This is a genomic window from Aeromonas sp. SE22, from assembly GCF_038739755.1.
Taxonomy (GTDB): domain Bacteria; phylum Pseudomonadota; class Gammaproteobacteria; order Enterobacterales; family Aeromonadaceae; genus Aeromonas; species Aeromonas jandaei.
The window spans coordinates 362,956-379,298 of sequence record NZ_JBCGFD010000001.1; the positions used below are offsets into that span (position 1 = coordinate 362,956).

At 52.8% G+C, this 16,343-nt stretch carries 9 protein-coding genes and 3 pseudogenes; 8 read left to right on the forward strand and 4 right to left on the reverse strand.

The window, feature by feature from the left end; translation table 11 throughout:
- The first annotated feature begins 144 nt into the window (after positions 1–144).
- The 4 genes and pseudogenes from AAHA39_RS01660 to AAHA39_RS01675 all read left to right on the forward strand — a co-directional run.
- Positions 145–3,975, forward strand: a complete 3,831-nt coding sequence (locus AAHA39_RS01660) for an ATP-binding protein (protein WP_320657245.1) — start codon at positions 145–147, stop codon at positions 3,973–3,975.
- A gap of 393 nt (positions 3,976–4,368) precedes the next feature.
- Positions 4,369–5,163 carry a winged helix-turn-helix domain-containing protein gene (locus tag AAHA39_RS01665; protein WP_320657244.1) on the forward strand — a complete coding sequence of 265 codons (795 nt, stop codon included), beginning with the start codon at positions 4,369–4,371 and terminating at the stop codon, positions 5,161–5,163.
- A gap of 10 nt (positions 5,164–5,173) precedes the next feature.
- The gene (locus AAHA39_RS01670) at positions 5,174–5,698 is read left to right on the forward strand and encodes a hypothetical protein (protein WP_320657243.1); all 525 of its coding nucleotides are present in this window, start codon (positions 5,174–5,176) and stop codon (positions 5,696–5,698) included.
- Between the two features lie 37 nt (positions 5,699–5,735).
- Positions 5,736–5,861 (forward strand): annotated as a pseudogene (locus tag AAHA39_RS01675) (IS5/IS1182 family transposase); the annotation flags it as partial.
- 29 nt (positions 5,862–5,890) lie between these two features.
- On the opposite strand, the gene AAHA39_RS01680 reads toward AAHA39_RS01675, so the two are convergent.
- Positions 5,891–7,378, reverse strand: coding sequence for a PhoPQ-activated protein PqaA family protein (locus AAHA39_RS01680; protein WP_320657242.1), 1,488 nt, complete (start codon positions 7,376–7,378; stop codon positions 5,891–5,893).
- Between the two features lie 745 nt (positions 7,379–8,123).
- Here AAHA39_RS01680 and AAHA39_RS01685 point away from each other — a divergent pair.
- Together AAHA39_RS01685 and AAHA39_RS01690 are read left to right on the forward strand one after the other, a co-directional pair.
- Positions 8,124–8,993, forward strand: a pseudogene (locus AAHA39_RS01685) (IS630 family transposase); the annotation flags it as partial.
- A 169-nt stretch (positions 8,994–9,162) separates the two neighbouring features.
- Positions 9,163–9,306: pseudogene (locus AAHA39_RS01690) on the forward strand (IS630 family transposase); the annotation flags it as partial.
- 210 nt (positions 9,307–9,516) lie between these two features.
- Here AAHA39_RS01690 and AAHA39_RS01695 read toward each other — a convergent pair.
- From AAHA39_RS01695 to AAHA39_RS01705, 3 genes are read right to left on the reverse strand one after another with little or no spacing between them, the layout of a single operon-like run.
- On the reverse strand, positions 9,517–11,643 hold the full coding sequence (locus AAHA39_RS01695; protein ID WP_320657241.1) for a type I secretion system permease/ATPase: 2,127 nt from the start codon (positions 11,641–11,643) through the stop codon (positions 9,517–9,519).
- 2 nt (positions 11,644–11,645) lie between these two features.
- Entirely contained in the window at positions 11,646–13,010 is a 1,365-nt protein-coding gene (locus AAHA39_RS01700) for an HlyD family type I secretion periplasmic adaptor subunit (protein ID WP_320657240.1), read from the reverse strand.
- Positions 13,007–15,070, reverse strand: a complete 2,064-nt coding sequence (locus AAHA39_RS01705) for a type I secretion system permease/ATPase (RefSeq protein ID WP_342689989.1) — start codon at positions 15,068–15,070, stop codon at positions 13,007–13,009. The genes AAHA39_RS01700 and AAHA39_RS01705 overlap by 4 nt, the downstream gene beginning before the upstream one ends.
- 452 nt (positions 15,071–15,522) lie before the next feature.
- Here AAHA39_RS01705 and AAHA39_RS01710 point away from each other — a divergent pair, with 452 nt between their 5' ends.
- Together AAHA39_RS01710 and rtxC are read left to right on the forward strand one after the other, a co-directional pair.
- Positions 15,523–15,852, forward strand: a complete 330-nt coding sequence (locus AAHA39_RS01710; protein ID WP_320657239.1) for a peptide chain release factor 1 — start codon at positions 15,523–15,525, stop codon at positions 15,850–15,852.
- A gap of 19 nt (positions 15,853–15,871) precedes the next feature.
- On the forward strand, positions 15,872–16,333 hold the full coding sequence (gene rtxC / locus AAHA39_RS01715) for an RTX toxin-activating lysine-acyltransferase RtxC (protein ID WP_320657238.1): 462 nt from the start codon (positions 15,872–15,874) through the stop codon (positions 16,331–16,333).
- Positions 16,334–16,343 lie beyond the last annotated feature (10 nt).

A 16,343-nucleotide genomic window follows, 5' to 3' on the forward strand; every position in this document is an offset into this window, starting at 1 on the left:
TTTGTTATGCTGTTTTTTTACATTTTGGATTCAATATACTTTTCAGTTGAGAAAATGAAATATAAAGAATCTATTGATGCTAGAATTTTTAGAATATCCGACAATCTACAGCAACTGACCCTCTCAAGCAAAGGGATGGGGGCGGTGCAACTGGCTGGCCGCCTAAACCGCGAGATCCAGCAATTCTCCCTGCTTGAGCGGGGGGATCTGAGCCCAAGCGAGGTATTGCAGGTGTTGGCGCAGGGTGTGAAGGCAGATCATGTCTTTGTCACCAATAAAACAGGGGTGATTGTCCGTGATTGGGATGCGATCGGTCGCCATGTTGTCGGGCAAGATGTGTCGTTTCGCTCCTACTTCAGACAAGGGATCCAGGGGCTGGAAACGGTTGATGCCGGGGTTAGCCTCAATACCGGTAAGCGGATGATTTATGTTGCGGCACCGGTCTCTCACGATCGGGCACTAAAAAGCGAAATTTCCGGTGTGGTGGTAGCGCGCTATGAGATGGCGCTGCTCGATACCTTTCTGGCCGGGTGGGGCGATATCATCGGTTTGCTGGTCTCGCCCGATGGGGTGGTGATGGCCAGCAATAAGAGCGACTGGCAAATGGCGGTGGTTGGGCCGAATTCTGCCGTCAGGCAACAGCAGCTCTTTGCCTCTCGCCAGTACGGACACTACTTTGCTCCGGATCGCCAACCGGTGATACTGCCTGCTCTCGATGGCAGTGAGGTCAGGATTGGGAAGGATAACTATCTGGTGAGCCGCATGCCTATCGAGTGGCACGATGCCAAAGGGCAGTGGACGCTGCTGCTGTTGGGCAATGTGGATCATGTCGTGTCAGGATGGCGCCGAGTAGCCTTGTTCGGTACCGCCCTGTTGATCTGTCTGATCTCGGCCCTGCTCTGGCAGGGGCGGATGTTGCGTCGTCGCAGCATTCGCGAGCGCAACGAGCAGTTCGCCTTTCAGCAGGCGTTGATCGATACCTTGCCACACCCTCTCTTCTATACTGACAATCAGGGCCGCTTGTTGGGGGGGAATCGCGCATTTACTAGCGGATTTGGTGGCGCCCGGCCGGTCGAGGGCAAGCTGCTGGCGGAGTTGCCGCAACTGGCCGGACTGGATGCGGTGGATGAGGGCAACACCTTGCAGAGGGTGGCGGGCAGTCAGGCCAGAACGCAGCATGAGGTGCGTCTGCTCTCGCCGGATGGTCGTCCTCTGGACATGCTCTATTTTCTCTCGGGGATCGAGCTTGCTGAGAGCGAGCGAAGTGGTGCGGTCGGCAGCCTGGTCGACATCACCCCGATCCGTGCCGCCGAGCAGGCCATGCGAGAGGCCCATGACCGGATAGCGGCAGATCGCCAGCGGCTGCACGAGAGCGAGCAGCGGATCCAGTCCATGGTGCGCAACGTACCGGGTATGGTCTATCGCTGCTTGCCTCATCATCCCTGGACCATGTTGTTCGTCAGCGACGAGGCGGAAAAATTGACCGGCTATCCCGCCAGCGATTTTGTCGGCGTAGGCAACAGCCGCGATTTTGGTGACTTGATCCATCCCGATGACCTCGAACTGAGCAACCGCAACACCATCGAGGCCATTGCCGAACATCGGCAATATATCAACGAATACCGCATCTTCGATCGCTGGGGTCAGCTCCGCTGGGTCTACTCCATCGGACTCGCCACCTATGATGCCCAGGGCAAGGCCATCTATCTGGACGGGATCATCTTCGATTTCAGCGATCGCAAACAGGCAGAGGCCGTCATACTAGAAGCCAGGCAGATCGCCGAAGATGCCACCCGAACCAAGAGCGAATTTTTGGCCAACATGAGCCATGAGATCCGCACGCCAATGAATGCCATCATCGGCATGGCCCATCTGGTGCTGCAAACCAACCTCTCCCCCGAGCAGCACAACTATGTGAGCAAGATAGACAGAGCGGCGAACAACCTGCTCGGGATCCTCAACGACATCCTCGACTTCTCCAAGATGGAGGCGGGCAAGCTGCAGCTAGAGCAGGTGGATTTCCAGCTCAACGAGGTATTCGAGTGGTTGGCTGATCTAACGGCGTTTCGAGCTCGGGAAAAGGGGCTGGCGCTGCTGTTCGATCTGGCCGGTGACCTGCCTGACCGTTTGTGCGGCGATCCCCTGCGGCTTGGCCAAATCCTGCTCAACCTGACCAGCAATGCGATCAAGTTTACCGAGCAGGGAGAGGTGATCGTCCGGCTGGCACGCAGTAACGAGCGCGATGGCGAGATCTGGCTACAGGGCTGTGTGCAGGACAGCGGTATCGGCATGACGGCTGAGCAGTGCCAGCGTCTCTTCCACTCCTTTGAGCAGGCTGACAGCTCGACCACCCGCAAATATGGTGGCACCGGTCTTGGTTTGGCCATCACGCACAATCTGGTGCAACTGATGGACGGGGAGATCCGGGTGGAGAGCAACCCGGGGCTGGGCAGCGAGTTCCACTTCCGTATCTGTCTCGCCACCCTGGCGGATAAGGGTCATGAAGAGCAACGTGTGGCCATGCCGCTGGCGCCGCAGCGTCTGTTGTTGCTGGAGTCGTGTCCTGCTTCGCGAGCGGCCATTCTCCACCAGCTGGCGGCGCTGTCTGTTGAGCTTGTCTGCGCGGACGAGCCCGCCGCGCTGCTGGCACTGCTGCATCAAGGCATCGCGGCGGGCAAACCCTGTGAACGAGTGATGCTGGGCTGGCAGGATGGAGATAGCTGGTTGCCAGAGGTGCTGCAGGAGGTTGGCACGCTGGCAGCGCCGCCTGCGATCTTGCTGATCACCTCGGGCGATCCCGCACCGCTTGCCAGCCATGTTGCTGGGCTGGGGTTGCCGCCGTGTGATGTGTTGGCCCATCCGTTTACTCCGCAAGCACTGCGTCAGGCGCTAGCGGGCGATACCGTGGGACGGGAGGCGTTATCGGATGCAAGCCCCCATCATCAGGTTGCGATGCCCGCTCATGGGCTGGCGGGGGCTCGTCTGCTGTTGGTGGATGATAACGACATGAACCGGGAAGTTGCACTGGCCCTGCTGGGCAAGGAGCAGATCTCCCTGGTCTGTGCTTGCGATGGGGCACAGGCGCTCGCCCTGCTGGCGCAAGATCGCGGGTTTGACGGCATCCTGATGGATTGCCAGATGCCGGTGATGGACGGGTACACCGCGACCCGGTTGATCCGCGCCGATCCGGCGCTGGCCGGGATCCCCATTATCGCCATGACCGCCAGCACCATGGCAGGAGATAAAGAAAAGGCGCTGGCGGCAGGCATGAATGACCACATCGCCAAACCCTTGAATATGCCGCTGTTGCTGGCGACCCTCTCGCACTGGATCACACCCGCCAGACCGCTGGCTGCCGCCAGCAAGTTGCAGGTGACTGACGATGCGAACCCTTGGCAAGGCGTGCCCGGCCTTGACGTGCAGCGGGGCATGGCCGTGATGGGGGGCGACAGTGCGCTCTACCGCAATATGTTGCAGCGCTTTTGTAACGGGCAGCAGGGGTTTGAAGCCAGTTTCCACTCGGTGTGGGTGTCGGATGACAAAGTCACGGCCCGGCGTCTGGCTCACACCCTCAAGGGCAGTGCCAGCACCATAGGGGCGACCGGTGTGGCGGAGCAGGCGGCGCAGCTCGAGCAAGCCTGTGAAGAGGGGGATGATGCAGGGGTCGCAACCCGCTTGCCATCCCTGATGGCTGAATTGACGCCCCTGCTGTCTGGGCTGGAAGCCGCGCTAGCAGCGTCCCCAGTGACGGTGGCTGCCCCCAGTGGCATCGATGCCGAGATGTTGGCGGCACAACTGCAGCTGTTGGGGGCCTTGCTGGCACAGAGCGATGCCCAGGCATTGGCGCTCTGCCAGCAGATAGAGGCTGATCTGGCAGGCAGTACATCGCCGCTGCGGGTTGCGTTTCAAGAGGTGAACCGGGCGGTTAACGAGTTTGAGTTTGAGAAGGCACTGCTGTCGCTTCAATCGTTGTGAGTTTGTTAATTTTTAATTAGAAATAATTATTTCATAAAGCTTCAGTGGACTGCTAATTTAGTATGTTTAGTTATGTCTATCCATTGCTCTCGTATCGCTTCTACAAGTGACCTAGTGCTGGTATCGTACGCTGAGACCTGTCACTTAGGGCTTTGCCGTCAGATTGCACAAATGCGTTACACCGTAAGGCTCTCGGAAAGGTATAGCCTAATTAGGAACAATTTATTTGGAGGTGACGATATTTTTAACAATTTCTTTGATCTCAGTTGCGCATTTATTTACAACTTATTAGGAATGATTTTTATAATTGCAAGATTTTTATAGTAAAAAGCAAAAATCAAGCGTGAATTAAATTTTCTTAATGATGAATGAAAAGAAAAGGCAGTTGATATAATGGACATCATACAAACTGATGAAGTATTAACCTATCACTTCGGTGATTATGTATTTGATGTCAAAAAGCGAGAGCTGATTTTCTGTGCCGACCAGGACAACTTGCAAAACGCGCGTGTGGTGCGCTTGTCATCGGCAGAGAGCCTCATCTTCAGTTATCTGCTCGATCACCATGATGAGGTGTGCGACAAGGATTTGTTGCTCGATATCGGCTGGTTGGGTCGCCCCATCAGCCCCAACTCCCTGAACGTGGCCATCGCTAATATTCGCCGCCACTTCGCCTCATCCCCCCAGACGCTGGATATCAGAAGTACCCCGAAAAAAGGGTACTCCCTTCATCTTAACTGCAAGATGAAGAGCTATTACGGCAAGGCACTGCCAACAGAGAGTGAGCCCTTGTCCGAGCCGGTAAGCGAGCCCACGCCTGCAGTGGCTGTGCAGTCACCGTCGACACCACCAAGTTCTGACCATGAGGTCATCAAAGAGCCTGCTGCCGCCGCTCCCCGTTCTTTTGGTAAGCGGGCCAAACTTGCCTTTCTCAGCGGCATCGGGCGGCCAATGCTGGTCAAGAGCCTGATGTACGTCAATCTGCTACTGGCTGTGCTGGTGGCGTTTGTCGCCAGCTATCTCCATTTCGAGTGGCTCCATGTGCACTGTACCGACTCGCCGACCGGCGTTGTTTGCCAGATGGAGGCACGGAGCGACGTGCCACCAGTCAAACCGGCATCGCTGGTGCTGGTCTCCGGCCACCAGGTTCGCGTGCTTTCCTATAAAGAGCTTGAAAAAACGCTGTAAGGGATCTCTGATGAAACGAACGCTGAAAAATTCCTTGCTGCTGTTGCCACTGCTTGTCGTGCTGCTGTTTGTGGTCGGGATGTTTATCAACAGTTTGGGCTGCCATTACGACCTGAAAATGTCGGCCAATGGAGTCAACTATCACGGGGTGTGCCGCTGGGGCAAAATTACCGTGATCGAAGAGGAGGAGGCGACCAGGGAGAAGTGGCGGGTGACCGGTTTTCAACTGACCTTCTTCAACCAGCTTGTTTACCTCATCGACAGTCGTACCCAACTGCACGAATCGGGTAACGATGACTCCTATCTCAATGAGTACAACCTGATCCAGTCGCAATATGCGCTGGTCAACTATGCCTGGGTGCCGCTGACTGAAAACAAGGTGGCGATCTTCCAGCGCGATCCGGTGCATGAGGTCGTGATTGCTCAGCGAGATGGCTGGTTCGATCTCTACCGCTGGTTCTTCCCCCCGGCACCGCTGGTGCCTGTTCAGCGGGTTTATAGGATGATAGTGCCTCCTCACTTGGCATCTGATTAGATGCAGTGGCTTCTAAGTTAGTTCAATTTAAGTGGCATTGATGACGGGCAAAATCAGTCTGCGAACATACAACGGTCAGGTAGGGGAAGTGATGGCGTATTATGTTGGTGCGATCAACAAACTGAACACCCTTGGTCTGCTTGTCAGAAAGCCCCGAGTGTAACGGTCACTTGGGGCTGGGGAAGTCATGACTTACTGGCTGATTTGAGTAACAACGCCCCGACCCGGAAGAGTCTGGCAGGCCTTGTCTGCAGGCGGAGGGGCTTCTTCCGGATATTTCTCGTTCGGCGTAATATATACCTGTGTTGTGGCTACATACCCGTCACTGAAGGTTGCTTCAATGTAAGTGGCCTGCCATCCGCTGTCTGGAGTTGTTAACAGAATGCTGACTGTATCACCGGTGGTAGTCTGACTGACGGGTACAGAGTTGTATTTAACACCGCAGGCATAACGAAAGTCCCTTGCTGCCGGGTTCCTAGCTGTCCACTGTAAAACGGTTACTGGCTTCTCTGAGAAACTGACCATCAGCTTTGTTTTTCCGTACCCACTGCTTTGTACTTTTTCCGTAATTTCAGGGAGCTTTTGCTCTCTCTGAAAACGGTTAACGAAGGTAGTCAGCGATCGTTCTGCAACGGTCAAAATGCTATAATGTGTGGAGTTTGGTACAACCCGCAGGGACTTCTGACCAAGTAGCCGATCATAATAAAAATGGCTGTTGTCAGGAACATAGAAATCATCACCACTGGCATTAATGATGTACTTTTCAATTTTAAGGCGCCCGCCCATGTCGGTATTCAGATAAGAAAATGGATCTTCTAGCTTAATTAGGCTTGCAAATTCATCAGTATGAATCCGCAGATCAATGCCCTGTTGATAATACGGATAAAAGGCTACGGGCCAGTTTTTCCCATATGACTGATAGATGTGTTCAAGAGATTTTTTAGTGTTCAGCAGATCAAAAGCAATAGGAATAACGGCATCAACATCCGGATCAGACAGCGCAGTCAGCCATGCCGCCCAGCCGCGTTTGGAGGCTCCCGTGACTATAAATTTAGTAATTTTTTGTTGGGTGAGTTCTGTCTTCGCCAGCCTAAATGCCTGTGATACTGACGCTGCCATAGGTATATGAAGAGATGCGTTTTGATATTGCTGAGTGTCTCCCATGAACAGTTTCCAGCTGTATGCCACACTATAATCTTCAGCTAGAGGATCTGCTAACCCTTTATAGCGGAGCACTTGATTAGGGACGTTACTGACTGCTATCACAACAGTTTGTGTGGCAGCCGCAATCCGTGACAGTTCTTGCTCACTGAAGTTTGTGGGTTCCACAGGACTGCCTGAACCATTGTTGTTGCTGCCATTATTTATAACAACGAGTGCATTTTTTTCTCTGGCTGAATCAGGAATATAGATATCCACACCATGTCTCCATAGTTCCGGATAGACAACGCCCTGTGGAGACCACGACTGTGAATTCAGACTATACCTTTGCAGCATAACTCCGAGTAGTTGTTTTTTTTCCAGGAGAAAATAATCAAGAGGAAGTGACGCCAGTGATGCCCGGTAATCAGAAATAACATGCGTCAGGTTTGTTAATTTATGATTCTCTCTAGGGGAAGACAACACCACATAAACAGGTGAGCTCAACAAAACAGCCAGATAAAATGGACTAATTCTCATCAAAAAACTCCTTTAATAAGGTTAAAAAATGATTTGTTACAAGTTGCTAAGTGGGGTAGATTAGTGATTTACTTGAGCTGGCGGGTGAAGATAAAATAAAGCAAGCTCCTTAAATAATAGAAAGTGGCCAGAACCATGCATCCATTATTCATACAGAAATAAAGTTGCTTTGTTTTTATTAACTCATGCATTTTTCCTATGCCTATGGCCCCTTCCACTTTACTTTATAACTTTCGCATCTGGTATTAACACTGCCCCTGGAAATTATTTAGGTAGCCATCTTGCCACCAAAAAATATCGATATCAGCCCCCTCCAGGGGCATTAACTCCTCATAGCTGAAGAACTTGATGTGTTCGGGATCCTACAATTTTAAAGTTATAGCAGGTTACGAACTTCAGCATGTAACGAGCCTTGCTCATATGTGTTTTAATATTGAAATGCTTATTAGTGCGTAGGCCTTATAACCAGATGCCCTTGGTATAGATTTTACCATCCTTAGGTTTTGTATCGAAGAAAACAACTTTCATCTTCACACCTTGAGCGTAAAAAAATCCGTAAGTAGATGTAAGTATAGCGTAAATATTACACCTTTCGAGCAGTTTACGGCGAATTGTTTCTCTAAAAAGCTGTTCCGAATAGTAGATCACTGGAGGAAGGGAACTCAGTCCAGTTTGTGCGATCTCATTAGTCGCCAAACAAAACAAGCCACACCCAAAGGACTGAGTTGATGCCTGTCCTACCCCCCTGTCACGGCCACAACGGCGCCGCATTCACAAAATCATCCATGCCACCCGTGATAAAGGGCATGCTCGTCGCTTGATGGCCATCTTGCTGTTACATGAAGGACGCACGATCACTGATGTTCATCACCTTACCGGCGCTGCTCGCTCGACCATCGGCCGTTGGCTTCGGTGGTATCGGGATGAAGGCGTGGGGGCTCTAGAAGTCTTGCCGGCTGGCCGTGCCCCAGTCTTACCTGTCGCCAAGATTGTCACCTTACTGGTGCTGCTCATGCAGTTTTCCCCGCAAGATTTTGGTTATCAGCGCAGCCGCTGGTGTACTGAGCTATTGGCCATCAAAATCAATCGGTTAACAGGCCTCAATATGGCTGCCTCCACGCTCCGTCGATGGTTACCTCGAATGGGCATTGTCTGGCGAAGGTCCGTGCCGACCTTGCGGATAAAAGACCCAGCCTATCAGGAGAAAATGGCGGATATCGACGCGGCACTGGCCCGCTGTGATGCCGATAATCCGGTGTTTTATGAGGATGAAGTCGATATAGACCTCAATCCCAAATTAGGGGCCGACTGGATGTTCAGAGCGCAGCAAAAGCGGGCTGTCACACCGGGACAGAACGCCAAACATTACCTGGCAGGCGTTCTCCATGCAGGCAATGGAAGAGTACTTTACGTCAGTGGGATAAAGAAAAACTCATCCCTGTTTATCGCTATGCTGGAGAAGCTGCGTCGCCACTACCGACGAGCCAAAACCATCACGCTGATCCTCGATAACTACATCATTCACAAAAGCCAACAGACCGAGCGATGGTTGAAGAAGAACCCCAAGTTTTGTTTAGTGTTCCAGCCAGTTTACAGTCCTTGGGTTAATCACCTAAATAGCTGTTCCGAATAGTAGATCACTGCACTCGTACCGCTTCTACAGGTGACATGGATCACACATCGTCGCTGGGCCTTGTCACCTCAGGCATTGCCGTCAGATTGCACAAATTCCTTACGCCACAAGGCTTCTGGCAAGATGTAGCACTATTAGGATCAGTTATTTAGAACGGCTGTGGCACAAGTTACATGAAACCATCACGCGCAATCATCAATGTAGAGGAATGGCCAGCCTGCTGGCCCGAGTGAAACACTTCATGGATACCGTGTCTCCTTTCCCGAGGAATAGCTATGGCACAGCGAAGGTGTAGCACTATTGGGATCAGTTATTTAGGTTCGTGTTTGATAAAGGTGGTGTTAATATTTTTTTTCGTTTTTTGACCGATTGTAGTCGTGGCGATGATTTTATTGTTATCTAGTGAATCCAAAACCTAGGGCATAGAGACAGTGTTTGCTAAAGCAATTCTTATCCCTATGCGCTATCGATAAATAATAAAAACAATTTCCTTAATTGAAGTCATTCACTCCATTTGTTTATGCCAGAGTTTGGCATAAAGACCTTGAAGTGCCATCAGTTCATTGTGGGTACCAGATTCGACAATTCTACCCTCATTCATCACAAGAATACGGTCGGCATCACGTAGAGTATTAAGTCGATGGGCAATACTTATGAGGGTTCTCCCACGCCGGATCTCCGTCATATTTGCCATGATAGCTGACTCAGATTCATAGTCGAGAGCAGATGTAGCTTCATCGAGAAGTAGAATTCTTGGGTTAGCAAGCAGTGCTCGAGCCAAGGCGATACGCTGGCGCTGCCCTCCTGAAAGGCGTGCGCCTTTCTCTCCGACTTGTTGCTCGAAGCCTTGGGGTTGCTCAAGAATGAATGGTAGAGCTCCAGCCAGCTGAGCGACCTTCTCGATCTCGCCTTGACTGGCGTCTGGACGACATATACGGATGTTGTCGGCGATGGTGCCGGAGAACAGCACGCTCTCCTGCAGCACCACGCTCATGTTACGGCGTAGTGAGACGGGATCGGCGATGGCGAGATCCATATTGTCCACCAGTACCTGACCATGCTGGGGCACATAGAGCCGTTGTAGCAACCGGGTTAGGGTACTCTTGCCGCAGCCGGACGGGCCCGTTATCCCTATGAACTGCCCTGGCTCAATAGTGAGTGAGATGTTGGCCAGCACCTCGGGAGAATCCTGCTGATAGCGAAACCGGATGTGGCGAAACTCAATGGCGCCCTTTAGAGCGGGCACAGAGGCGAGCCCGTTGTTGCCATGTTCCGGCGCCTCGTCGAGGATGTCGCCGACCCTGCGCAGGGCGATCAGGGTGTGTTGAAAATCCTGCCACACTTGGGCTAGCCGTAGCACCGGCTGGGTGACGTGGCCAGCCAACATGTTGAAGGCAACTAGCTCGCCAGGACTTAAACGGCCATTCAATACTTCGTCGACGCCGAGCCAGAGCAGCAGGGCTGCGGTGATCTTTTGCACCAGTTCGATGACTTGACCGGCTGCCAGCCCCATCTTCTTGGCCTGAAAAGCGCGCCTGAGCTGATGCGCCAGTAGGTGTTGCCACTCCTGATAGAAGCGGTGTTCGGTGGCCGTGGTCTTGATTGTTTCGATACCGGTGATCGCCTCGGTCAGAAAGCTGGTGGCATCGGCATCCGCTTGATACTCCGCCTCAACCTTCTTGCGCACCAGTGGGCCTATCAGCAGCCAGAGTAGGAAGTAGACTAGCAGTGAGCCCAGTACACATGCTGTCAGGCGCGGTGCATAGTGAAACATGACCCCGACAAATAGCAGAATGAACAGCAGATCCAGCACCAACATCAGGGTCGAGCCAGTGAGGAACTGGCGGATCTGGGCCATTTCCTTGACCCGGGCGATGATCTGGCCGGTCTGCCGGGTCTTGAAATAGCCGATGGGTAGGCCGACTAGATGGCGATAGAGCTTGCCGGAGAGCTCTGCATTGACTTGGTTGGCTAGGTGGCCAAATACCTGGCCGCGCAGAAAGCCGTAGAGTGGCTCGGCGCAGGCCAGCGCCACCATAGCCAGTGCCAGTACGTGCAGGCTGCCTAGGCTGCGCCCCACTAGTACCTTGTCTATGATGTTCTCGAACAGTAATGGGCTGGTGAGGGCGATGAGCTGTAGCAGGATTGCGAAACAGAAGACGTCCCGTAGCTGTTTCTGCTGGCGCAGCACTGCCGGGCTGAACCAGCCCAGATCGAATTTGACTTCCGTCGGAGTGAGATCCTGTTGGGCCAATAACAGATAGTGCCACTGCGCCGCCTGGGCAGGGCTCGGCAGCGGTTGGAGTCCGCTTGTCGCGGTCGCGGGATCATACAGCTGCCAGCCCTCCGGTGTGATCGCTGTGATGGTATACCAGCGGCCATCCTGCTTGAGCAATGCTGGTAGTGGCAGCGCTGTGAGCGGGCAACCCGGGCCTTGCGACAAGGCGCTGCGCAGGCCAAGGTGGGCGGCGGCTTCCCGCACAATCAGATCAGGTGGAGCGAGATCGCAACCCAAGGCGTGGGCCAGCTGATCGGCATCGGCCGTCAGCATCAGTTGATGCGCGGCGTGGGCGAGGGCTGCTAGGGCACCATTAGCTATGGGGGAATTATCTGTGGTGTGGGTCTGGTGCATCTTCATCGCTCCCGCAGTGCCTCGGCTTGATACTCACGGATGGGGCTCAACAGATAGTCGATGACCCGGCGGCGATCAGTCTTGATCTCCGCCACTACCGACATGCCGGGGGTGAGCTTGACGGACTGGTGGTTGATCAGCATCTCATCGCGGCTCAACTTGACCTTAGCGGCAAAGACCAGTCCCAACTGTTCATCTGCTGTGGCGTCGCGCGACACGCTCACCAGCTCACCATCTATGGTGCCGTAGCGGGTGTAGGGGAAGGCGTCAACTTTGATGCTTACCGCTTGCCCTTCGTGCACGAAGCCGATGTCCTTGTTGAGGATCTTCACTTCGGCGAGCTGTACCCCTTCGTTGGGCACGATAACCAGCAACTGCTGGGCAGGCTGGACCACTGCGCCCTGAGTGTGGATGGTCAGTTGCTGTACCGTACCAGCCACGGGGGCGCGGATTACCTCCAAGTGCTCCCGCTCGTGCAGCTTGGCGAGTTCATGCTCGATGGTGGTCAGTTGCAGCCTAGCCTGCTGGAGTTTCTCGATCCACTCCCGCTGCTTTTGTGCCTTGAAGCCGATCAACCGCTCCTGCAAGCTCTGCTGATGGGATTGCAGCACCTCAAGCTCCGCTTGCTGCTGAGCCAGCTGGCGCTGGGTTTCCAATAGCTCTTTTTCCTGTTCCAGATACTCCATCCGGGAGATTGCTTGGGACTGGCTAAGAGTCTGACGAGCCTGCAGACGGGGGCGGATATTGGCCAATAGGGTAGTGAGAGAGGCCATGTCTCCACGCCTAGCGGCTTGGTTGGCCTTGTTGATCCTCAGCTCGGCCTTTAGGTTGCTGAGGGTGCTGTGAAATTCGCTCTGTTCGCTTTGGTAGTTCTCCTCCAGTGCTTGCTGTTGCTCCAGAGTGAGCTTGGCATAGTCAGGATGTTGGTCGGGTACTTGGTCGTAGTATAGCGACTGGTAGCGAATCAACATCTGATATTGGAAGACCTGGTGCTGGCGCAAGCGGTTCAGATCTTGGCTGATACCCAATGTATTGAGGGTCAGTAGCGGTGCATCGGCGGCGACCGCTTGACCATCTTCCACGTGGATACTGACCACCCTTGCCTGCTCGTAGGACTGAATTATCTGGCTGCGACCAAAGACCAAGAGGCGGCCGCTGGCAGTGGCCTGGATGTCGAGATTGCCCCAACAAGCCCACAGAAGGGTCAGCAGTACACCGGCACTGAGGGTCAGCGCTGTGATGCGAGCAAAGGGAGATGGAGGGGTCTCGGCTAATGCTAGGTGGGCTGGCAGAAAGCCGTAGTGGGTATCGACCTGCCGGGGCAGACGGGGTCGGTGCCAGCGGGTCATCCAGATTCGCATATTCATAGGGTTTCCTCGTGCAGGTCCTGTTGCAGCCGCCACAATCGGGAGTAGTGCCCTCCTCGTGCCAGCAGGCTGGCATGATCACCCTGCTCCACGATTCTGCCGCGTTGCAAAACGATGATGCGGTCGCACTGACGTACGGTTGAGAGACGATGGGCGATGATGATAACGGTTCGGCCGCGAGCGATCTGACGCATGTTGTGCTGGATCAGTGCCTGGGACTCATCATCGAGGGCACTGGTGGCTTCGTCAAAGATGAGGATCCTTGGGTCAGCCATCAGGGTGCGGGCGATTGCGATGCGCTGGCGCTGGCCGCCTGAGAGTGAGCACCCCCCTTCTGCTAACACAGTATCGTAACCAAGGGGCTGCCGAAGAATGAAGTCGTGGGCACCGGCTAGGCTGGCGGCACGAATTATCTCGTCCAGGCTGGCATGGGGCATCGACTGGGCGATGTTGTCTCTTATTGATTTGTTGAATAGGTGATTTTCCTGCAGTACCACGCCCATCTGCTGGCGCAGGTGATGGAGTGAGAGCTGGCGGATGGGCTGGCCGTCGATGAAGATTTCGCCGTGCTCGGGTTGGTAGAGGCGCAGTAGCAATCTGGCCAGGGTGCTCTTACCTGATCCCGAGCCACCAACCACCCCGAGTGTTTCGCCGGATTGGATGGTGAGGGATAGATCATCGATGATGAGCGGGGTGTCCGGCTTATAGCGAAACCGCACCTGTTCCAGCCGAATGGCTCCGGCGCTCACTTGACCTACGCCGTCACGTTGGTGTTCGGGGGGGAGGTTGAGCATGTCACCGAGCTTGTTCACCGCGATCCGGGTCTGGATGAACTGGCTCCACAGCTCGACCAGCCGTGACAGGGGCTGAGCCACGTGGCTGGCCATCATGTTGAAGGCGATGAGCTGGCCGATGGTAAGCTGCAGGCTGATCACCTCGCTAGCTCCGAGCCAGAGGACGCAGGCGCTCACCAGCTTCTGCAACCACATGACGCCGTGCTGTGAGGTGTTGTTGAGCTCCTGAACCCGGTAACCAGCGGTCACCATCTGACAGGTTTGCTCATCCCAGCGCCGTACGAAGCGCGGTTCTAGCGCGAGGCTCTTGAGGGTTTCTGCGCCGGCGACCGTCTCGTTCAAAAAGGCTGTATTGGCTGCTGCGTGGCTGAAATGCTGTTCGACCGCCTGCTGCATACGCGGCGTGACCCACCAGGCGATCAGCACATAGGCGGGGATGGAGAGCAGGATTATCAGCGTCAGCATGCCGGAGAGACTGGCCATGACCGCCAAGAAGACGAACATGAACAGTACGTCCACCGTCAGGGTGAACATGGTGCCGGTCAGGAACTCGCGGATGGTGTTGAGCTCCTGCACCCGGGTCACAATAGCTCCTACTTGACGGCTTTTAAAATAGAGCAGAGGAAGGGCAAACAGGTGCTGCACCATGCGCAGGCCGAGCTGGATGTCGATCCGGTTGGCAGTGTGGGCGTACTGGTACTCCCGTAATCCGCGTAGACAAACCTCTACTAGGGCGGTGATCAGGAGCCCGAACACCAACACATCCAGCGTCGACCAAGCCTGATGCACTAGGACCTTGTCCATGACGACCTGAAAAAAGAGCGGAGAGATCAGCGCCAAGATCTGTAAGATCAGCGAGAACAGTAATATCTCACATAACAGTTGCTTTTGTTGTAAGAATGCTGGGATGAACCAACGGATACTAAAGAGTGCTGAGGAATCCTGGACTAGGATCAGGTTACCGCTCCACCGAGCGAGGAGTTCCTCACGCGAGATGATTTGAGTAACACCATGTACTGGATCCAAGATTAACGCTTGTTCCCCTTGCAGACTCGCCAGAACAAAACCTTCATCTGAATGAGTAAGTAGTATTGCTGGGAGGGGTAAGCGATCAATTCTGTTTGGTCTTATACTGCATTGCCTGATATTTATTTTGGGGTTTTCATCATTGTTCTTTGCAGAGCGAAAATGAGTGTGGTCGCTATCTTTTTTGAGAGTTTTTTTTATTATCTCTATAGATGCCATAACGGATTTTTTACGTTCCATTATATGTGATGCCCTGTTGAGTCAATTTTTAAATAAATCTGGCGGATAATTTAAACATTGACCTGGATATTAAAAGAGCGGCGGATCATAATTGCTGTAAAACGTTTTTGTCAAACTGTTTTTTTCTTTCTTTGAAACGGAGTGTAACCTCCTGTGTTGGTGTGTTAGCTGTTATCCGTAATTGTGTTTTTGATTTATTAAATTGGTTTTTTAACTCTATTTTATGGAGTTTTTACTCTTTTTTTTGCACGGTGATGAATTGATTTTTTTTGATTTTTAAAATATCGTTGAATTAATCATTGTTAGGAAGGGAGGTGAATTTTAGTGCAACGAACCTAATGTCCTAATGTGTAGTACTTTAGTGTAATGACTCAAGCTAACTTTATTTTGTTTATTGTTTTGGGCCTCTTAGGGGTCTTTCTGTTTTTAATTGGAAAATTATTGGAGTTAATGTGATAGAGCAATTCGTACAAACAGTTTCAAGTGTTAACTATAACAAGGGAATTTTTTCTCTCTATTTCGTAGGGCAGGATCCTCTCAAAATGTCGCAGGGCGTAATGGCCGAGAGTGACAATGAACTGGTACTGAAACAGACCATTCACATGCCTTTTGCTGGTTTTATGTATATGGTTTCAATGGTAAAAACCATGCTTGAAGATCCACGCATGGTTTCTGAGTTTGACAAGTTGATTGACGCCGGCTTGATCCCGACAGCTTCTTCTGAAGAGTTGCAAGTCGCTTCGGAGTCTAATATTCAGACCACGCCTCGTAAGAAAAAGTAGAATTTAGGTTGGGGAGCTAATGAGGTTTGATTTTCAATCAAAAGAACTGAATTGGCAACAAAAACAACATATGTTGGGAGGTATCATGCTGCTCAGTCAGCGCTCCTCCCTGCATCGGAGTTATTTTGTTTCCCAGTGGCAGCAACGTATATTGCCGGCACTTGAGTTTAATCAGTTCTGTTATTACGAAGACTCGCACGGGCGCCCGGTTGCATTTTGTAACTGGGCGTTTGTCTCTTTATCCATTCGTGACGCCTTACTGTCTGGTGAGCGGGAACTGCTCCCAGAGGATTGGCAATCTGGCGACCATATTTTTATTCCGGAGATGATAGCGCCATATGGACATGCTCGCGCTGTGGTGAGCGATCTACGTCGCCGGGTTTTTTTGCCATGGAAAGGGCAGCGGGTGTGCACCGTACGGGCTTATGTTCATGATGGTTTTGAGCATTGTGCTCGTAGGGTGCAGTGGTTTTCCATTTAATCATAATGAG